The organism is Pseudoalteromonas piratica, from assembly GCF_000788395.1.
GTDB lineage: Bacteria > Pseudomonadota > Gammaproteobacteria > Enterobacterales > Alteromonadaceae > Pseudoalteromonas > Pseudoalteromonas piratica.
The window spans coordinates 543,057-564,105 of sequence record NZ_CP009889.1; the positions used below are offsets into that span (position 1 = coordinate 543,057).

Here is a 21,049-nt window from a genome sequence, read left to right on the forward strand (position 1 = left end):
CTCATTCCTGCCCCTTTACGGTTTAAAGTAACTACTCTAACTTGAATTATATTCTCTAAAATTAAGGTGACTTTTAACTAGGAGGTCATCATGAAAACAGAAATAAATTCAAATGCAACAGGAGTAAAACGTCCATTTAAACTGGAAGAAATTTGGCGAATTCGAACTCGTCTCGAAATTAAGAATAATTTGATGCAACTTGCGGCGCTAAATTTAGCGATTGACAGCAAATTGAGGTCTTGTGATTTGCTTTCTCTAAGAGTAAGGGACGTAGCCACTTCTGATCATATATTTGAACGAGTTCAATGGACACAGAAGAAAACTGGTACTGAAGTACAATTTGAAATAACACCTAGAGCGCAACAAACCATTAGCCGCTGGATTCAGTATAAGTCTTTGCAACCAAGTGATTATTTGTTTTTGAGTCTACGCCGCGCAAATCAACCAATCAGTTATTCATATTACAGATCTATCATTAGAAATTGGGCTAATCAACTAGGGCTTGATTCTGATTTATACGGCACTCATTCAATGAGAAGAACTAAAGCTACTTTAGTTTATGCAAGAACTAAGAATATTAGAGTTGTTCAACTACTTCTGGGTCATACAAAAATCGATAACACAATTTGATACCTTGGAATTGAGATTGAAGACGCAATCAAAATATCAAGAGAAACAGATTGTTAGAGGCAATTGAGCAGTAGATAAATACTGCCATTTGCTTTATATAACTCAAGGTATCAACTACATTAATATAAAACAATCTAACTCAATGACTAAGCATGGAAAAAGCCGCTGACTTAAACGTCTCTCTTCGCAAAATAGGCTATAAAGAAGGGGAACTTATATTTCCGCCCACCTTAAGTGAAACAGAGTTACTCTCTTTTTTAAAACTCTCTACCGAACTTGCCGCAGATGAAGTTTTTTGGATGAAATCAGACTCTGAAATTTTCTATGTTAATCATGCTGCTTGTGAAAAATTGGGCTACCAAAGAGAAGAGCTTGTAGGAATGAAAGTTTGGGAGTGGGATCCGCTCTTTCCCAAAGAGGTTTGGCCTACGTTTTGGAAAGAATTAAAAGAAAAAAAACATATTGATTTTGAAACCCAACATCAAAACAAAGAGGGCAAAGTTTTTCCTGTTCGTATTAAAGGTCATTTTATAGAAAGTAATGGCGAAGAAATACTATTCGCATTTGTGTCGGATATATCGGATGTTAAAAAACACGAAAAAGAGCTTCAAGTCAACAGCTCTCAGATGCAAGCCTTGTTAGAACAAGAAAAGAAGAAGTTTGCAGAATTTGTCAACTTGGCTCCAGTAGGCATCGCTATAAACAAAATGGACACTGGAGAATTCGATTACATTAACGATGAATTTAGCCGATTCACGGGTTATAGCATTGATGAACTTAATACTATGGATTATTGGCAGCTAACGCCAAAAAAATATGAAGAGCAAGAATATAAACAATTAGCTGATATGGCGGAAACAGGCGCATATGGGCCGTATCAGAAAGAATATATACACAAGCAAGGCCATACTTATCCTGTATTACTCTCTGGAATAAAAATAACCGATTCAGATGGTAACGATTACATTTGGTCTGTAGTTCAAGATATTTCACAACAACAAGAGACCGAAATTGAATTGCGTGAAGCACGTGAAAAAGCGGACGCAAATGCCTTTAAAATGCAAATAGCCAATGACTCAGCTGGAATTGGTGTTTGGGAATGGAACTTAGAAACGAATGCTCTTATCTGGGATGACTGGATGTATAAGTTGTATGGCATAGAAACTGATTTGTTTTCAGGTGCATATGAAGCGTGGGAGAACAGCGTACACCCTGAGGATATAGAAGAAGCTAAAGCAAAACTTGAAGCTGCCATAGCGGACACAGGCGTTTATGACACAGAGTTTCGTGTTGTTCTACCAAGTGGCGAAATAAGAACAATGAAAGCGAGTGCGGAAGTAATTAAAAACGGCGAAGGCACTCCAATTTCCGTTATTGGTGTCAACTATGATATTTCTGAAAAAGTTAATACGCTAGCCACCTTGGTTGAAGCTAAAAGAGAAGCTGATCGAGCTGCAAAAGCAAAAAGCGATTTTTTAGCTAATATGAGTCATGAGATAAGAACGCCAATGAACGCTATTTTAGGCGGACTTCAGTTACTTAAAAATGCTGAACTTGACCAAGATTTAAGGACAGTATTGGGTAATGCCTCATTTTCTGCACAAAGCTTGTTAACTATCATTAATGACATATTAGATTATTCCAAAATTGAGTCGAACAAACTTGAACTAGAGCACGCTCCATTCTCAATTAACGAAATTCTTGATTCTGTTAAATATGATTTAGACGCACAAGTTAGTAACAAAGGCATAGAATTTTTAGTTTCTGTGGATAACGATTTTGTTGATGGTTGGTTAGGCGACTTAGTCAGAGTCAAACAGATATTGCTAAACTTAGCGTCAAACGCCGTGAAATTTACTGAAAAAGGGAGTGTTGAAATAAAGATAAGCGAAATTACCTACAAGAGTCAGCAAGCTATATGTTTAAACGTTATTGACTCTGGTATCGGCATGAGTGAGGAAGTACAAGAGTGCATATTTGAGCGATTTTCTCAAGCCGACACCTCTACTACACGAAAGTATGGTGGGACTGGCTTAGGTATGTCGATAACCATTAGTTTAATTAAATTAATGGGAGGAGAGCTTAGGTTAGTAAGTGAATTAAACAAAGGAACAGATATTCAGGTAGTGCTGCCTTTAAAACATGAAGTAATGGATAAAAAACAAAAGATAACTAAATCGCTGACTGCTCCAAATCTCTCAGACATCAAAATATTAATAGCAGAAGATAACAAGATAAACCAGGTGCTAATTCAGTCAATTTTAAAACCTACCAACGCAAGTTTAACCATCGTAGAAGATGGTCAACAAGCGGTAGACGCTGTAAAGGAAGATAAGTTTGACTTAGTTTTAATGGACATTCATATGCCAAATATGGATGGTACCGAAGCTCAATTATTGATTAAAGAGCTTAACCCCAAGCTTCCCGTCGTAGCGTTAACAGCCAATGTTATGACAAATGATATAGACAGTTATCTGGTACAAGGTTTTGTAGCTCACGTTGGAAAACCAATAGACATGAATAACTTATATGAGGTCTTAGGTCAGTTTGTTTAATGATATTCACTTTGATTTAAATCTAGTTTTGCCAATTGGCGAGTCTAGTCCAGAATTGATTATGTCCAAAAGCGAGTTGGGTGAACGTCCGCAATTGCAACTAGATTTAAGATATTAAGTTGCTGTTGAACGACCGAGTTTGGCACAATACAGACTATTACCTAGCTAGGTGTGATGCAAAGCGTAACCCACAAAAATTCGGTTTTTTGGGGTTACACTTTATCTATATAAACTCATGCTAGGCTTGATGTAGCATCATATTGTTATTTCGAGAGTTTAGACAATTCAGACTCTAAGTTGTTCTTACGATTAATATAATATTCATACCCGTCTTCACCTTCCTTCGCCAGTTTTAATGAAATATTGACTTGTTCTAACGCTTTTTGAAACTGCTTGTTTTGTTCATAGGCGTAAGCTAACCCGTTATATGCGCTCGGCATCTCTGGATAAAGTGAAATGTTGTACTTAAACACGTCTTCTGCTGTTTTAAAGTCTTTTTTATCGACTAAGCTGTAACCTAATTGTCTCATAGCCCACTCAGGCCCAATGGTTTTTTCGCCACGTTGGAAAGATACACGTGCGTAGTATTCCTTAATCGAGCTTACACCATCTGTGAGCAGGGAGCTTGGCATGGCCAGTGGTAAAAATAGATTATGGTAGGCGTTGAACGTTCCTGCCTTTGACGTTAAACCATGCGGAACCGTGTTAAACGCATCGCTAACAAAAGTAAATCCTTTTCGTGGATTATTCTTCAAAAATACCTCTAAGTCGTCATAAATAGCGCGCATTTCAGCATGTTCAGACCCAATATTCATGTATAAAAAAGAGTCTAACTCTTTTGAGTTGCTTATAAACTCTTTAACGTCTTTAGAAGTTGATTCGTCCCCCCACCAAACCGCTGGACTATAGGCTAAATGAGCTTGAAATAAATGAGGTCGAGATTGAAATGAATGTAAAACCAATAATCCACCAATAGAAGCGCCTGAGAATATGCGAAAGTTGTGTGTACGATACTTTTCTTCAATATGAGGGATGAGCTCTTTCTCAATAAAGTCGAGAAATTTATCACCGCCACCGCCAACACCAACAGGCCCTCTAGGATCATGGTTAACCGTAGGGGTTAAGTCTCTAGCGCGATCCGTATTTTCTATTGCAACAAGAATAACTTCAGGTGCCGCGTTTTGCTGATGGAGTGAATCCAATAACGCAGACTCTACAGGCAAGTTTCCTTTGCCATCTAAGCGAAATAAAACGGGGTAAACTTTATTTGGGTTTGACTGATAGCTTTTAGGAAGTTGCACTACCGCGGTTCTTTCTTCGTTAAGAACCTTCGAATTAATTGTTTCAACTTTATACTGAGATTCATTTGCGAAAGAAGATATTGAAAAAATGAGTAACAACAGGAGCGCAGATACGCGTTTAAAAATAAACATGCAAAGTCCCTTTAACTTAATTAATAATTATAAATTTTTTAGTAGCTTACATGAAAAGTTGTGGTGATGGTATGCATGATTTTGCATTGTACTGTTTGGCTATTTATTTCCTTGCAGGGGCTCTGCTTTGAAGTAAGGGCCAAATTATTAGGTTGTACTTGTAAACAGTATTGTGGCTAAGAAAGTTTCAACCTTGAAGTGTAAAGGAGGGCTCATGGAAATAGCAAATGAGAAGGAGTTTAGTGCAAGGGTGTTCAATGAAAAAGCGCAGTATTTACTGCGCTTTTTAAAAACATAGCAGGTTACATATTGCCAAGTTTTACCATCATTGCGGTATACATTTTTAAATTAAGCGCCATTTGCTCAGGCGTTAAAAACTCATGCTCAGAGTGCCCCGTGTATTTTTTACCTGGCATAGACGGACCAAATGACACCGCGTTATCAAACAATTTGGCATTGGTGCCACCGCCGATTGAAACAAAGCTGGCATTTTTATCGCCTGTGAAATGCTTAAAGATATCCAAAAGTGCTTCTGCGTGCGGTGCATCATCAAGCAGCATGGGTGTACCAATATGAATTTCAATGCTGTCTAACGTCATATTGTTACTCGCTTGCCAATTGCTAAGGGCAGTATCAATTTGTGACTTTAATAGCACCTCTGTTTTGCCAACTGGGCGACGTAAATTAACGGATAATTTAAGGCCATTTTCGCTGCGTTTCAGTAATGTTGGTGCAACGGTCATTGGTCCCATAAACGCATGTCGGTAAGCAATCTCACCAAATTGTGCGCCATATAAATCTAGGCCAATGAGTTGGTTTATAAATTCAATTGCTTGTCCATCACTGTTGTTTTCTAAATCAATGCCTTTAAATACTTCTGCTAAATGTGCAATGGCATTGTGACCTGCTTCTGGTTCTGAAGAGTGTGCCGATTCACCTTTTACACTTATTAAAAATGTATCGTCTTGTGGTGTGATTGTGACATGAACATCTTTAAGAGTACTTATGTTTTGCTTAACTATGTCAAGTATTTGAGCATCAGCATTATGCAGCACAACACTGGCATCTTCAGGTATTTGGCTAACAAATGCACCGCCTTTTAATTCGCTTACATAAACACCTGTTTGTGGTGATGAGCCTGTAAATGTTGGGGCAACTAAACTCCAGCCTTTTTCAGCAACCACCACAGGGTAAGATGCATCAATGGTTACAGCATATTTTGGCTGTTGGTAGGTTTTCATAAAGCGCTTTAGTGGCTCCCAATCGGACTCTTCAGCAAGGTAAACCATCAGTTCAATACGATTATTAAGTGCAACATTATTATCTTTTAGCGTTTTCATGGCATAAAGTGCTGTTGAAATTGCACCTTTGTCATCTTCAGTGCCGCGGGCAATTAATTTGCCTGGCTCTGAGGTTGCATCAAGAAAAAACGGGCTCTGTTGCCATTTTGTGGGATCGGCAGGTTGCACGTCGCCATGGGTTACTATGGTTACTTTCTCTTCTTGATTTCCCATACCAATTAAAACGGTATGTCCAAAGTCTTGGTAGTCAAACCCAAGCTCAGCCGCTTTCATTTTTAATAGTGATTTAAAGCCAATAAAGTCCGGGTTTTCTGTGGTATCAAGGCCTTTCTTATTAATTGTTGGGAATGACACCATATTAGCTAAAGAATGAATTTGTGCGCTTTGATATTCTGATACCGCATAGTCAGCGAGTTTTTCTGTTGATGGGGTCACAGCAGCAAATACATTTGTCGCAAATAACGCTGCGCATGGAAGAAGAGCGAATTTCAATGGAGTACTCCAAAGTTAAACAGTATTAGGTAATTAGCCCAAGTGTAACACTGCTTAAAGCTAAAAAAAGCGTTTTCTGTTAACTGCCACGATGATTTACAAAACTAGTAAAAAGTCGTTGGTAAAGTTCGCTAATATCGGGTTTTTCCTTACTATGTTCATACAAGCACGTATGTACATCAGCAATTGCTCTGTCTGTTTGTTGATGGTGCTCGTAACATAAATTTACTGGTTTAATTAATGTGGGCATATCGGCATTTATTAAAATGCAGGCTTGTGCCAGCACAATTTTACCCCCACCTTTTTTTAGCAATACTCGTTGGGCGGTGCCTACTACTTTTTTACCTTCAATATTGAGGTTGTAATCACCATCGCAATAGCTGCCGGGTGTGGCATGGGTATCAACCTTGATATTAAACTGTTCGAAAAACGAAGACAAAATAGCGCAAAAATCGGTGTAGGCATTTGGAATAGAGTAGGGGGTGTGTTCATCTAAAACATATATGTAAGAGACATTAATCACCCCTTCACATTGAGGCACGGGCGCACCGCCTGTTTTACGTGAGTAAAGTTTCCAGCCAGTTGACGCAAGCTTTGACGCGATCGCTTCGCTTTGTTGCCACTTGTTACCAGAGGGCAAAACTAACGTAGGCTCGTCACTTTGCCAAAGTAACAGGGCTTGGTCTAAATTGCCGCTTTGCAATTGGCTAATCAAGTCATTTTCTTTTTCAAAAATGGCGTCTACTGAAATATGGTCAAAACGCAGTACTTTGGCTTTTATCTTTGTCATTGGCTGTAAACTATTTTTGGCCTAAGCATACCGCAGTTTTTATATTTTGGCAGTAGCCACCTATCTAGTTATATCTATTAACAAAAAGTGTTAAGAGCGTTGAGCGATTAACTTGATTTAGTCAATTAGCTTGACATATATTTGGGGCGTAATTAGGTGACTATTGTTTTTTCTAAAACAATGTTTAAACGGGAATCCAGTTTAAATCTGGAACTGCCCCCGCAACGGTAACTGTGAGCGACAACCACCACTGTCTTCTTGATGGGAAGGTGCTGTCAACGCGATGATCAGGAGTCCGGAGACCGGCCTAGTTCACTCGAGTACTGCGGTGGGCGGTGAGCAACGAGAATATGATCGCGTTTAAACCAATAGTAAACTGATTGGCTAACTCTCTTTTGCCTGTAAAGGCAAGGCATAACCTTTTGTATCTTGTCATACCTACCGTGTGGATTTTGTTCACGGAAATACAATAATGACAGATCGTTCAAACTTATTTACCCCAATTAAAGTACAGCAATTTTCTTTGTTGGTTTATGCCCTGCTAGCATTGCTGATGATTGCCACTCGTCCATACCATTTCGCCTCTGCGCTTCATCTGCCAAGCGCCAGCACAGCGATTTTCTTTATTTTAGGCTTGCTTGCCTCTAAACACCGTACATTTGGTGTATTTGTGGTGTTAAGTGTGTCGATAGATTTAACTAGTAGTTACTACCGTGGTGACTTTGGCGATTGCATTACACGCTCATACCCATTTTTGTTTGTTGGCTATTATGTATTGTGGTGGGCAGGCCATAAGAGTTTGCAGCTAAAACTTGATGAAACAAAACGCGCTGTTGCAACAAAAAGCGTGGTGACGTTATTTAATTTATGGCTTGCCAGTTCAATTGCATTTTTAACCTCAAACGCCAGTTATTATTGGCTCTCGGGCAAATTTAGCAATATGTCATTAAGTACTTATGCAGAGCGTGTCGCACAGTATTACGCACCGTATGTGACAAGCCCATTTGGCTATGTGGTCATTGCTTTAGTGCTTTATCTTGCGTGTTATTACTTAAAGCCGCAAACGAGCATTTTAAAACACCCTATTAAGTAGGCAACACAACTGATACAACACTAAACACTTCAACTGGCATGCTTTTAGCAATTTCAGTCTTATCTTCGCTTTTTGGTATAAAAAAATAAAAAGCGCCTAATAAGAGTGCAACATTGCACTAAAAGGATGCAAAAATGACAGTGTATGAAGTAAATTTTGATGGGTTGGTTGGCCCAACCCATAACTACAGCGGTTTATCGTTTGGTAACGTCGCATCAAAAAATAACGCAAAGCAAATCGCCAACCCAAAAAAGGCTGCGTTACAAGGCCTTGAAAAAATGCTGGCGATGACAAAGCTTGGCTTAAAGCAGGGCATTTTACCGCCGCAGGTTCGCCCAGATACTTACACACTTAGAAAGTTAGGTTTTTCAGGTAGCGATAAAGACATAATTACAAAAGCAGCCAAACACGCGCCGCAGTTTTTAAAAGCCTGTTATTCGGCATCATCAATGTGGTCGGCAAATGCCGCAACGGTATCGAATAGCTTAGATTGTTACGATGGTAAAGTGCACTTTACGCCAGCTAATTTAAGCAATAAGCTGCACCGGGCTATTGAAGCTGAGCAAACAAGCCGTACCTTTAAGGCCATTTTCAAAAATAACCAGTATTTTACCCATCATGAGCCACTACCACATCATCCATTATTGGGCGATGAAGGAGCGGCAAATCATACCCGTTTAGCCAATTCTCATAACGAAAAAGGCTTATCGCTCTTTGTTTATGGTGAAGATGCGTTATCAGATATCAAACCAAGAATTTACCCGGCCAGACAAACCTTAGCTGCCAGCGAAGCCATAGCTCGCGCACATGGATTAAGCGACGCCGATTGCTTATTTGTTCAGCAAAATCCTGATGTGATCGACCAAGGGGTATTTCATAATGATGTAATCGCAATTGGTAACGAAAATGTACTGCTTTATCATGAAATGGCATTTTATCAATCCGCACGCGCGGTTGATGCTATAAACACAAAATACCAAGGTGATAAACCACTGCATTTAATTGAAGTCAGCAGCGATTATGTGAGTGTTGAAGATGCCGTTTCAAGCTACATTTTTAACAGTCAGCTAATTACACTACCAAACGGCACTATGGCCATCGTGGCCCCCACTGAATGCCAAAATAACGATAAAGTGGCGACTTATCTTGCGACCCTTTGCGAGGCGAGTAACCCTATTTCTCAGGTCATTTATTTTGACTTGCAACAAAGCATGAAAAACGGTGGTGGTCCAGCGTGTTTGCGTCTTCGCGTGCCACTCAATGAGTTGGAATTAAGCGCCGTTGCCCCTGAATGTTTAATGGATGAAGTGAAATACCATACCTTAACAGCCTGGGTTGAAAAGCATTATCGAGATGCGATTTCAGAAGATGACTTAGCCGACCCAAGCTTACTTGTAGAAAGCCAAACAGCCCTTGATGAATTAAGCCAAATTTTAAAGCTTGGTTCAATTTACCCATTTCAAATGGACTGAACGTGAGAAGAAACAAAAAGGCGAGGGTGACCTCGCCTTTTTTTTGCACTAAATAGTTGGCATCGACATTACCCGGTATTTCGCATACCGGTAGCAATACCTGCCATGGTGACCATTAACACCTGCTCGCTTTCAGGGTGCTCTGGCTTATTGCGTAAGCGTTTTAATGCCTCAATTTGTAACAAGTGCAGAGGTACTAAATAAGGCTGACGTAATCTAAATGAGCTTAAGTTCCAAGGATCGCTCTCAAGTGTGTGAGCTTGGTTAAGCAAAGTCAGTACAGCTTGCTCATCTTGTTGTAATTGGCTGCGCAGTTGTTCACCTAAACCTTGTAGTTCAGGTTCAACAAGGGCTGCATCATACAGTGCTGATAATTGTGGATCGGACTTTAAATACACCATTTCAGTCAATGAAATACGGGCTTTAAAGTACGGCCAGTTTTCCAGCATTTCGTTCATCAGCGCGGCATTTTCTTGATAAAACGCTTTAATTGCCTGGCCAAGGCCTAACCAACTTGGTAAGACTAAACGGTTTTGGCTCCACGCAAATATCCATGGAATAGCACGCAGCGATTCAATACCGCCATCTGAGCGGCGCTTGCTTGGGCGTGAGCCAAGTGGCAACGATGACAACTCTTGCTCCGGCGTTGCTTGGCGGAAATAGCGCACAAAATTTGGTTCTTCGCGAATATACCCGCGGTAAATTTCACAACTAAGTGAGGCCATGTTGTTCATAAGCTCTCGCCATGATGCGGGTGGTACAGGTTGTGGGTGAATTAAGCTTTCTAGAATCGCACTGGCATACAAGTGCAAACTGCGTACAGCAAGGTTTGGCAAACCAAACTTATAGCGAATAGTTTCACCTTGCTCGGTGACACGTAAGCCGCCATCAAGTGTGCCTGGTGGTTGCGATGCAATTGCATCGTGCGCAGGGCCGCCCCCACGACCAATGGTACCGCCACGGCCGTGGAACAATTTAAGCTCAACCTCAAATTGTTTAAATACTTGCACCAGCGCTTCTTGCGCTTGGTATTGCGCCCATGTGGCCGCTAACACGCCCGCATCTTTTGCCGAATCACTGTAGCCAATCATCACGTACTGCTGTTTGTTACAGCGCGTTAAATATTGCTTTATGTTTAGCAAGTCGCCCATCACTTTTGGTGCGTTGTTTAAATCATCCAGTGTTTCAAACAGCGGTGCAATGGGCATATCCCAACTAAACCCAGTGGCTTTCATCAACAGGTTTACCGCCAGTACATCGCTTACTTTACTCGCCATTGAGATAATATAAATACCCAGCACTTCACGCGGTTGCTTAGCCACCATAGCAAAGGTATCGAGCACTTCTTGGGTATTTTCACTCCAAGTGACACGCGGTAATAATGGGCGCGGATTATTTATTTCGCCGAGTAAAAATTCAACACGGCGTGCTTCATCCCAAGTTGCGTAATCGCCTAAATCGAGTGCGCTTACAATCTCGCCAATGGCTTCATCGTGGCGTTCACTGTGTTGACGAATGTCCAGTTTTACCAGTGAAATACCGAAACATTGCACCTTGCGAATTAAGTCAAGCACTTGTGAATTAGCAACGCGAGTAAGACCGACTGCTAATAAACTGTTGCGGCATGCTTTTAATGGCGTAAGTAAGTCTTCTGAAGATGAAATGGCACCTTTAGTTTTGCCATCACGCAACAGAGCGATTGAGTCTTTAAGTTCGCTAATTAACTGTGTGATCACCGCGCGATACGGGCCAATATTATTAATATCCGCTTCAATTAAATCATCAGTTGCTTTGTGCATCGATAATTCTAAATAAAGAGATTCAAAGTCAGTTAAGTAGAGCTCTGCGGCAATTAATCGCGCTTGTAAAATAGCTTGTTTACTGAGCTTGGCGGTAACAAACGGGTTGCCGTCTCGGTCGCCTGCCATCCAGCTGGCCATGGTAATAGGCACAATATCTTCAGCCAGCGACTCGCCAATCAGGGTTTGAGAAAGCTCATCTAATTCGCGTACAAATTGCGGTACCGCATGCCATAAACTGTCTGTAATGGCGTGTAAGCCCCAACGTGATTCATCAAGTGGTGTTGGGCGCTGCTGCCTAATTTCATTGGTATGCCATGCTTGTTCAATGATTTCTTGCACGCGGCCACTAAGCGGTGCTTCCCCTTTACTGAGTTCATCAGCCACTTCGTTGTATTTATGAATAAAAGTGCGGCGGTTAACTTCGGTTGGGTGCGCTGTTAGCACCAGTTCGATATGCAGCTTTTTAAGCGCTTGTTTAAACGCGTTTGCGTCAATACCGGTTAATTTTTCTGAGAGTGAGTCAAGCGGGTGGGGCAAATCAAGCTCTGCTAAGCCTTGCTCACTGGTGGTGTGTTGTTGCTCTGCCACATTAGCAAGGTTTAAAAACTGGCTAAATGCGCGAGCATGAATTAATAAATCTTGTTCAGTACTATTTGCAAAGATTGTTTGTAGGTCTTCAACCGCATGGTTTTCACCTGCCACAATGCGCTTACCAAGAAGGCGTACTCCTTCAATTTTATCAACCCAACCATCGCCTTTGTCTTCGGCAATTGTTTGACCGAGTACTTCACCTAACGCGCGTACATTATTCGATATGGTTTCTAACATAACTTCCTCATTCCCCAATACAAAGCATCACCACCTGCGTTGTTGTTCTGAGATGCAGGTTGTATTTTATGCATTTATAAGACAAAAATTAGTCTATGCGCGCAATTAAATAAACGCTAATATATATTTGTGTTAAGTTATATAAATAAAAGTCTATATTGCTATGCGATTACCTACAGTAAGACAGTTGCAGCTCTTAAAAGCGCTTGATCAATACAAAAGTATTTCCTTGGTGGCGCAGCAGTTACATGTATCCCAACCCTCAGTGTCGATTCAGTTAAAGCAATTAAGCGAAACGGTGGATATGCCGGCCTATCACCAGCATGGCAAAACCATTGTGCTTACCGATGCAGGAAAAGCCTTGTTAAAGTGCGCCAATGAGGTATTTACCAGTTTTCATAATTTGTCTGTATCGATTGATGAGCTTAAAAGTGTGACATCGGGTTCGCTTAATTTATGTGTGGTCTCAACTGCTAAGTATTTCTTGCCACTGATTTTAGGGGCGTTTTGTAAAAAACACCCAAAGGTAGATATCAATCTAAAAATTGGTAACCGTCAGGAAGTAAAAGAGCGTATAGAAGCCAACGAAGATGATTTTTACTTTTTTAGTCAGTGCCCTGAGCGCCCCGAAATAATTAAAACACCGTTACTCGATAACGAACTGGTGGTAATCGCACCAGCACGGCACGAATTGCACTTACAGCAAGAAGTTAGCCTAAACCGTCTATCGCATTACCCATTTATAATGCGTGAAAAAGGCTCGGGTACACGTAATTTGATTGAACAATTTTGCAAAACCCAACAGTTAACCTTGAATGAAAAAATGACCATCGAAAGTAATGAAGCGATTAAATATGCGGTTGCATCGGGGTTGGGCTTATCTATTTTAAGCCGTCATGCGCTCGATTATGGTGAAGTACCGGGTTTGGTAAAATTAGACGTAACTGGTTTTCCTATTCGTAGCACCTGGTTTTTGGCCAAACGCCAAGACAGAAAGCAAAGCTTACTTGCCAGCGCATTTGAAGCTTTTATGAAAGAACAAGGGGTGGCCATTTTAGAGCGTTCGCAAGTGAGCGCTAAAAGTGCATTATCAAGCTAGAGTTTTAGTGGTTTTATCTGCTACTATCCAGCTCAGACTTAAGAATTAGAAAGAATGGATTTGAGGCAGTAGGTGTCTGAATTTGATAAGGAAGACGCTAACCCATTTAATGGGTTAAGCAAAACTCAAAGTAAGCAATTGCATACTTGGTATTTAAATGAAATAAATAACCAACTAACCACTTTGCTAAAAGGCAGCCAGTCAGGGCAAGTTTTAGAAAAAAAACTCACCCAAGCCCTGACCAAAGCGGCTTCACCTTTGGTTGCTCATACCAAGGAAAACAGTACCCATAATTTTAACTTTAAGATTAAAAATGGCAGTGTGCTGCAAGAGTTAAAAGACACGCGCGATGTATTGCAAAGCGCTCAGCTGCGGATAGCTCAATTGCAAAAACAACAGCTTGAAAAAGGCGAAAATGAACTCGCGTTAGAAGCCGAAGTTAGCCGCTTAAAGGCTGAAAACCGCAACTATCGTAAACGCTTGAGTGATCTTTTACAAAGCGCTGATAGCAAAGGCGGAACATACCTAAAGGTACATTTTGTTGGCCGTATTTTTGTCCATGCGCTGAAGTCGAGTTTTGCAGATTGGCAGCAAACAGATAAAGGTAAGGCGTTCCAAAATAAAGATTTTTACAGCTTATTTCCGCGCGTATTGTACCGCGGCTTATTAAAAGAATTGGAATTATTAATTGGTCAAAGTGATTACTCTCGGATCAATCAAACACTTTCAAGTTATGTATATCAAACCAAAGGCGTACCAGTAGAAAACTGGCCTGATGAAGACCCAATTTATAACACGCGACTCATAAACCAAAAGCAACATGAATTATTGTTTACGCTACGCACTCATCATGATAAGCGTAAAAACTTTGCTAATTACCTTGAGAAAAAACTCGAAAAAACCGGTTTTACCCCAATGCATGGTAAGTTACTGGTTAATCTAATTCAGCATGCTACTGACAAAGACTCTACGTTAAAAGAGAGAACCCTTTCCAAGTAAAAAAATAACTTATCAAGGCGTTTAGGTAAGGACGGTAACTAATATTTTCAGTTACCGTCATGGTGTTGCGGGGGCTTTTAGGTAGTGAGTTATTAAATAGCCCCATGGCAGTACAAGTGGTGTAAGAATTACCCCCATAGCACATGCAAAAACTAACTCTTGAGCGTATTCATCGAGACCATGATTGAGATACATAGGCAAGGCATACACTAAAAGCCAAAACACTTTCCAAATAAGCTCAAGCAACAGTACTGGTAACATTTTAAGTGGGTACTTAATGCCGAGCAGTGAAAGAAGACAAAACCCCATTAAAATGGCATTGATTATGGTGTCTGAATCGGCAAATTGACCTGAGCCAGAAACTACATCAGGCAACGTGGTGACGCCTAAGCCAAACGCTATAAATGCATACATAGCCCTTAACAGGTAAATTCTAACAGTGCTGATTTCATCCATAATTTTAGCTCCCTATTTTTTAACCCAAATTAGGTAAACAAATACCATTATTGCTTTATAAACTAACACTTATCATTATGAGAGTGGCTGTTTTTTCACCACTTTTATTTGTAACAGAAATTTTGAAGTAGAACCATTACAGTTCTTGTGTAACGAGCAAAACAGATTTTGCAACGCGCTAATTTAAATCAAAGTGCGACACGGTAAATATTTAAATTTTGTTTTATGCCATTTGCCACCATAAAATTTGGTAAAGAGCCAACCTGATTGGCGCCAGCGCGAAGTGCAACTTTAATGCTTGCGTGATTTTGCTCAAGGCACCTAAATTCGATAGTTTTAGCTGATGTATGTGCTAACAGGCTGGGTAGGTAATTTATAATTTGACTAATTACCCCATTGCCTTTGGCATTATCGCCAAGCCAATAACCTAATTCAGCAACATGCGTTTGTGGGCAAATAGATTTAACGGCAAATACGCCACACATTTCATTATTGAAGTATATTTTGAACCAGAGAGCTTCATTTAGTCCGCTGTTTACTCGCTCAAAAATATACTGCTCAGCGGAATCAACGCACTGCACATCTTCGACCCAGTATAAATATTGATTAAGGCGCGCACGATTATGGTTTACTAACGCCAAAATATCAGGTGCATCTGATATTTTTAATGAGCTTAACGAGATGTGGGGTGAAACTTTAATTAACATTTGGCGTACCTTATAAAAAAGTATTTTTGTTTATTGCTCAATCACAGCCAGCATGTCTTCACCATCTTCATCCATGCCTATCTCAATAAAGCCAAAGCTTGCGTAGAACTCTTTGGCTACAGGGTTGTTTGGGTTGTAACAAATTTCAATTGTTTTAAGGTTTGGCGTTAATTTAATTTCAGCAAGTGCGAGGTCTAATGCTATGCGCCCAATGCCTTTTTGCTGATGCTTTTGGTCAACCATAAAACGCCATATCGATACTTTTTCTTGATTTTCATACACCCACATAAAAAAGCCAACGACTACTTCATTAAGGTAGATAGCCCTAGTTGCATAACCTTCGTTGAACATTGACTCAACCAGTGACCACATATTACATGCAACATATTCTTCTTGCTCTTTTGTGACATCGAGCTCACATACGGCTTCATAATTAGATTGCGTGACTGGGTGAAGTGATATTTTCAATTTAATTCCCTATTGTGAATAGCCATGAAATAACAAGGCTTTATTTTTGAGCAACATAGATAAGTTTACTGGTATCAAAACCGCGTTCTGCTGCTTGCGTTTCAAACGTATTAATGATCTCAGGTGACACTGTCGGTGTGCGAGCTAATAACCATAAATAATCATTATTCGGGCCAGAAACAAAAGCATAATTGTAATCATTTTCTTCAAGTTCAAAGATTACGTAAGAACCATAAAATGGACCAAAAAAAGAGACTTTTAAATACCCTTCATCGGTACCATTAACAAAATAAGCTTTGCCTTCGGCTTCTTGCCATTGGTTTGTTTCAAGAGAAAAACCACGGTTAATCACTTTAACACCACCATCTTCTTTCAGTGAGTATTCAGCCGTTACTTGATTGAGCCCACGTTCAAATGAATGGTCAAGCCGGGCAATTTCATACCATTTACCAAGGTATTTTTTTAACTCGAAATTAGTAACAGGTTGGACTTGAGTTGGCATACCGAGACAGCCAGTCAGTACTAATACAATGACGATGAATATAAGCTTTTTCATACGTACTTCCCTATAACTCAATAATAAGCGTTAATTACAAAATGCGGTTGTTGAAATAACCACATTTATGATTTGTATGTTTATCTTCTTTTACATGCAACGTGTTGTCCCGCCTTTGTTTTTAACATGAATTTTAAATTTTTAGAAGTAACCACATGGTTCGATGGTTATCAAAATAAGTGAATAGGTTTGTTGTATTTAATGAGGCAATGGTATGTGAATTCGCTGTTTGTCCCAAAATACTTTTAATCCATTTAAGTATGTTTAAGATGAGATAATAATTAAAAAAGGGACAAACCATGTTTAAACATATTTTAAGCTGCTCGCTATTATTATCTGCAGCGCAGGTTTACGCGAACACCTTCACACTAACCAGTAATGACATTGCTAATGGTGAAATGTTATCAACTAAGCATGTTTTTAAGGGATTTGGCTGTGAAGGTGAAAATATATCGCCCCATTTAGCTTGGAGTGGTGCACCTAAAGAAACCAAAGCGTTTGCTGTTTTTGCCTATGATCCGGATGCGCCAACTGGCAGCGGCTGGTGGCATTGGCAGGTTACAGATTTGCCCGCGAGCACTTCTGAACTAGCAACTGGCGCGGGCAGTAGTTCAAGCCCACAACTGCCAGAAGGTGCAGTACAAATTAATAACGACTATGGTGTTAATGGTTTTGGTGGTGCATGTCCGCCGAAAGGGCATGGTATTCACCGTTATCAGTTTACGGTGTTTGCCTTATCAAAGCCGCTTGGTTTAAAGGAAACTACCAAAAGCGCGGTTGCAGGGTATATGGTGAATGCAAATACCCTGGCTAAAGCAACCATTGAGGCGGTGTATAAACGCGATTAACTTAGCTTTGAACTAAAAAGCCAGCATTTAGGTGTTGGCTTTTTTGTTTTGCCGGTAAAAACTAAGACAAGCTTAAAGTAAAAAAAAATTTACGCTGTTTTAGCCGTTTGCTCAGTTGCAAGCTGCTCTGTAATAAACGCAGGGCGCTTCAATTTATCCATAATCAGGTAAAGTAAAAACACCACTACAGCAATGGCGGTACACACTAAAAATAGGGTTCGACCGTCAAACATATCAAGCAGCAAACCACCGCCTATTGGCGCTAAGGCATAGCCTAAATCGTAGAAAGCGGTTGCGCCAAAATATGCACCGCGAAGGTTAGTGGGCGCAATACGATCAACATGCACGCTCATGGTGGGGAATAAAATGGCCTCGGCAAGGCTCATAATTACTACCGCGCCTAGCCATCCTGCAAAAAAGGTAAGAGGATTAAAAGCAAACCAAATTTGCGAGCAGATAAGCAACACCAAGCCAAACCGAATACGCACAAGAATAGGGCGTGATGCTAATAATTTAAGCAATAAAAACTGGCAAGTAATAATCACTATCGCATTAGTGAAAATCATTGATGAAACAAGTTCGAGCAAATTATTTGCGCCCGCACGGGTGAGGTATTGCACCAGTGAACTGTCCATTTGACCATAAATAAAAAAACACAAAATGTTTGCCAAAATTAGGCACTGTAACAGCTTGTCTTGGACTAACACGCTAAAGGTTTGTTTAAAACCCGTTTTTGTTTCAGGTGTTTCGGTGCTGGGCGTACTATCTGGGTTATCTATATCTACTTTTGCGTGCTTTTTATCTTGATGCTTAAATCCCCATGTTAACAACACAAGTAAAAAGGCAAAGGCGTAAACGGTAATAAAAAAGCTGGATTGCTCACCTGTTAAGCCAAGCCAAACACCCAGCATTGGCCCCACCGCGCAGCCAACATTTACTGCAAAATAAAGGGATTGCATGGCAAGTTCACGGGTCGCTTTTTCAGGGATAATATCGCCAATCAACGCTGATGCGAGTGGCCGCCAAAGGGAAGTAGCAATTGAACACAGTGTAATCACAATAGTAAACATGACAATTGTGTCTGCAATGGCGAGTAAACTAAATGAGATAATATAAAGCACACCTGTGGCGTACATCATAGGTTTTCGGCCAAGCTTATCTGAAAGGGTACTGCCAACAAAGCTGACAAATACCGAGATTACCGCAGCGAGTGACAAGACAGAACCGACCTCTGTCGCTGAAAGGGCAAATTTTTTGTAAAGAATAACCGCCAAAAAAGGCCACACCATATAAAAACTGCCGCGCGTTATAAACGAGCCAAAGAGCATAATCCACATTAACGGCGGGAATTGCTTGAGACGAGAAATTGAAATATCACTATTCATTATTTTGTTCTTATTGCTGAGAAAAGTGGCATGCTAAAACCTCAAGCAAGGTTTAGGTCAAGCGGATTTATTTTTGTATTGTGGTTAAATGGTAAAATAAAGATAAATTTTAATTAAATTTTTATCCAATATTCATTCTATAAGCCTTAAAAGCAGTAAACAATATGCTATTAATACCTTGTTGCAATTTCGGCCTATTTTATTTTGCGAAAGTCTTCGTTGAAACGTTAAACTGGACAAAAAAATTACTTAAATCCCATGCGTTACCAGATTAAACATTTTGAATTTGATGCCTCTAGCTTAGTTTTAAGCGAAAACAAAGGGTCTGTGGCTATTCGCCATAATGAAGCACTATTGTTGAAATTGTTTCTAGAAAACCCGAATACAGTACTTAGCAAAGACCAAATATTAACGCATGTTTGGCAAGATAAAGTGGTATCAGAGCAAGCGGTATTTCAAAACATAAGTAATTTACGCAATATTTTTGGTGCAGATGCCATTAAAACCTATGCTAAGCGTGGTTATGTGTGGCAACTCCCGTTTCAAATAGCAACTGAAAACACACTAACTACAGAACATGTAAATAAGTCGTCGAAATCAAAGGGGTTTCGCCCGCTTATATTAGCAGTCAGTGTGATGCTTGCGGCGGTTTTTGTGATTGCGTTGAATATGAAAGCACCACCACAATCAACAATCTCACTGATTGAGTTTGTAAGTCACTCAAATCAATCGCTTAATTTAGCTGACAAGCTTGATTTTGAGGTAACCCCCCTTAACAGCATAAGTAATGCAGAGTTTCACGCCACCCAAATATTAAGCTACAAAACCCTGTCTGAACAGCATCCAATTATTCTTACGGGTGAAATGTCAGATGCAGGCGGTGTTCATTTAATTGATTTCAAATTAGTTGGGCCGCATGGACAGTGGCAGGGACAAGTTATTGCAGAGACTGCGGCGAAAGCGGCAGATAAACTTAATAAGCACTTATTACAAAGTGTTGTTTTGGATTGGGTGAATGTGCCAGCAACACCTGATGTTAAATTGGCGATGTTAACACTCGCTCACCAAAAAAATGCCCAAGACCTTATTATTTTAAATCAACTGGCAAATACCTATTTGCAAAGTAATAAGCTCGACACTGCAATGAGCTTAGCTGATAAGCTTGAACAGTTAGCCAAGCTGCAACAAAATAACGTGCAACAAGGCAATGCGTTATTACTGCAAAGTACAATTTTAACACGTAAAGAACTGGTTGAATTAAGTGCTCACAAGCTCGAAAGAGCAATTGAGCAGTATCAACAAATCAATGACCATAAACGCCTAGCTGATGCGTATAATGCCAAATCTTGGCTAGACCATCTTGATAATGATTACAGCAATGTCAAACAGAGTCTATTAACTTCGGCAGAGCATGCTCTTGCTATCAATGATATAGAGCGCGAGTTACATGCATTAACGTATTTATCGGTGATGGCACATAAGCACAAAAATCAAGGTGACAAGTACCACTATTTACAACTTGCTGAAAGCAAAATGAATGCTTATAAGTTACCGCAGTATCACTATGCGAAAGTACCTTTTCACTATGCCATTTATGCGGATAATCCTGCAGACAAAGAACCACACCTTAAACAAGTGTTAGAATATACAAAACTGACACCTGATCATTGGGTTGCACAGTCTAGTCGCAAACAGTTACTCACTTACTATTTAGATACTGAAAGGCTTAATCTCGCAAAAGCATTAGTTGAGCCACTTAACACGGCTACGCCACAAAACACCTTATTAAAAGCGCGTTTAGCCCTTGCTGAACAAGACTATGAACACTTTGAGAGCCTTGGCAAACAGGCATTTGAACAAGCGCAGCTTGCGGGTAGTTTAGAGTTAAGCTTAGATATTGCGTTATTACTTTGTCATGATCCAAAACAGCAAATAAATCATGACTTTTATTATGATTACATTAACCAAAATGCCACGGCACGATGGTCAAAGCGAAATCAAACCAAATTGCATGCGATTAATCTGATTTAACTGCTATAACACTTATTGGGTGAGCACTGAAAATGCTATTAAGTGAGTATTAAAACAGTTGAGTAGAGGCTAGGGGGTAGAATTAAATATAATGTAAAAATAGC

The 21,049-nt window shown here is 40.1% G+C and carries 17 protein-coding genes and 1 riboswitch; of the genes, 8 read left to right on the forward strand and 9 right to left on the reverse strand.

The features are described 5' to 3' along the window. The first annotated feature begins 90 nt into the window (after positions 1-90). A complete protein-coding gene (locus OM33_RS17175) occupies positions 91-630 on the forward strand; it encodes a tyrosine-type recombinase/integrase (RefSeq protein ID WP_052141121.1) in 540 nt (179 codons plus the stop codon). A gap of 152 nt (positions 631-782) precedes the next feature. After that, the gene (locus OM33_RS17180) at positions 783-3,185 is read left to right on the forward strand and encodes a PAS domain S-box protein (protein WP_052141122.1); all 2,403 of its coding nucleotides are present in this window, start codon (positions 783-785) and stop codon (positions 3,183-3,185) included. 263 nt (positions 3,186-3,448) lie between these two features. On the opposite strand, the gene OM33_RS17185 is transcribed toward OM33_RS17180, so the two are convergent. From OM33_RS17185 to OM33_RS17195, 3 genes are all read right to left on the reverse strand, one after another. Then, positions 3,449-4,618: an alpha/beta hydrolase-fold protein gene (locus tag OM33_RS17185; RefSeq protein WP_040135393.1), complete on the reverse strand. Its 1,170-nt coding sequence runs from the start codon at positions 4,616-4,618 to the stop codon at positions 3,449-3,451. A 302-nt stretch (positions 4,619-4,920) separates the two neighbouring features. After that, positions 4,921-6,411 (reverse strand): dipeptidase, encoded by a 1,491-nt coding sequence (locus OM33_RS17190; protein WP_040135395.1) that lies wholly within the window; start codon positions 6,409-6,411, stop codon positions 4,921-4,923. Between the two features lie 79 nt (positions 6,412-6,490). After that, positions 6,491-7,201: a lipoate--protein ligase family protein gene (locus OM33_RS17195; protein ID WP_040135397.1), complete on the reverse strand. Its 711-nt coding sequence runs from the start codon at positions 7,199-7,201 to the stop codon at positions 6,491-6,493. Positions 7,202-7,338: 137 nt separating this feature from the next. Further along, positions 7,339-7,526, forward strand: a riboswitch (cobalamin riboswitch). 147 nt (positions 7,527-7,673) lie between these two features. Between OM33_RS17195 and OM33_RS22140 the strand changes: the two genes are divergently transcribed. Continuing rightward, a complete protein-coding gene (locus OM33_RS22140) occupies positions 7,674-8,294 on the forward strand; it encodes a hypothetical protein (protein WP_052141123.1) in 621 nt (206 codons plus the stop codon). 134 nt (positions 8,295-8,428) lie between these two features. Continuing rightward, positions 8,429-9,766: an N-succinylarginine dihydrolase gene (gene astB / locus OM33_RS17205; protein WP_040135399.1), complete on the forward strand. Its 1,338-nt coding sequence runs from the start codon at positions 8,429-8,431 to the stop codon at positions 9,764-9,766. Between the two features lie 68 nt (positions 9,767-9,834). On the opposite strand, the gene ppc is transcribed toward astB, so the two are convergent. After that, positions 9,835-12,396, reverse strand: a complete 2,562-nt coding sequence (gene ppc / locus OM33_RS17210) for a phosphoenolpyruvate carboxylase (RefSeq protein ID WP_040135401.1) — start codon at positions 12,394-12,396, stop codon at positions 9,835-9,837. Between the two features lie 163 nt (positions 12,397-12,559). Between ppc and OM33_RS17215 the strand changes: the two genes are divergently transcribed. After that, positions 12,560-13,495, forward strand: a complete 936-nt coding sequence (locus OM33_RS17215; protein WP_040135403.1) for a LysR family transcriptional regulator — start codon at positions 12,560-12,562, stop codon at positions 13,493-13,495. A 72-nt stretch (positions 13,496-13,567) separates the two neighbouring features. Next, entirely contained in the window at positions 13,568-14,494 is a 927-nt protein-coding gene (locus OM33_RS17220; RefSeq protein ID WP_040135405.1) for a hypothetical protein, read from the forward strand. Between the two features lie 57 nt (positions 14,495-14,551). On the opposite strand, the gene OM33_RS17225 is transcribed toward OM33_RS17220, so the two are convergent. The 4 genes from OM33_RS17225 to OM33_RS17240 all read right to left on the reverse strand — a co-directional run bounded on the left by OM33_RS17225 (position 14,552) and on the right by OM33_RS17240 (position 16,681). Then, the gene (locus OM33_RS17225; RefSeq protein WP_040135407.1) at positions 14,552-14,950 is read right to left on the reverse strand and encodes a hypothetical protein; all 399 of its coding nucleotides are present in this window, start codon (positions 14,948-14,950) and stop codon (positions 14,552-14,554) included. A gap of 188 nt (positions 14,951-15,138) precedes the next feature. Beyond that, positions 15,139-15,657, reverse strand: coding sequence for a GNAT family N-acetyltransferase (locus tag OM33_RS17230; protein ID WP_040135409.1), 519 nt, complete (start codon positions 15,655-15,657; stop codon positions 15,139-15,141). Positions 15,658-15,687: 30 nt separating this feature from the next. Further along, positions 15,688-16,125 (reverse strand): GNAT family N-acetyltransferase, encoded by a 438-nt coding sequence (locus OM33_RS17235; protein ID WP_040135411.1) that lies wholly within the window; start codon positions 16,123-16,125, stop codon positions 15,688-15,690. Between the two features lie 40 nt (positions 16,126-16,165). Beyond that, complete coding sequence (locus OM33_RS17240) at positions 16,166-16,681, reverse strand: lipocalin family protein (RefSeq protein WP_040135413.1); 516 nt, start codon at positions 16,679-16,681, stop codon at positions 16,166-16,168. Between the two features lie 299 nt (positions 16,682-16,980). Here OM33_RS17240 and OM33_RS17245 point away from each other — a divergent pair, with 299 nt between their 5' ends. Then, a complete protein-coding gene (locus tag OM33_RS17245; protein ID WP_040135414.1) occupies positions 16,981-17,529 on the forward strand; it encodes a YbhB/YbcL family Raf kinase inhibitor-like protein in 549 nt (182 codons plus the stop codon). An 89-nt stretch (positions 17,530-17,618) separates the two neighbouring features. Here OM33_RS17245 and OM33_RS17250 read toward each other — a convergent pair whose 3' ends face one another. Next, positions 17,619-18,914, reverse strand: a complete 1,296-nt coding sequence (locus OM33_RS17250) for an MDR family MFS transporter (protein WP_040135416.1) — start codon at positions 18,912-18,914, stop codon at positions 17,619-17,621. A gap of 258 nt (positions 18,915-19,172) precedes the next feature. On the opposite strand from OM33_RS17250, the gene OM33_RS17255 reads away from it, so the two are divergent. Next, positions 19,173-20,945, forward strand: coding sequence for a winged helix-turn-helix domain-containing protein (locus OM33_RS17255; protein WP_040135418.1), 1,773 nt, complete (start codon positions 19,173-19,175; stop codon positions 20,943-20,945). The last annotated feature ends 104 nt before the right edge of the window (positions 20,946-21,049 follow it).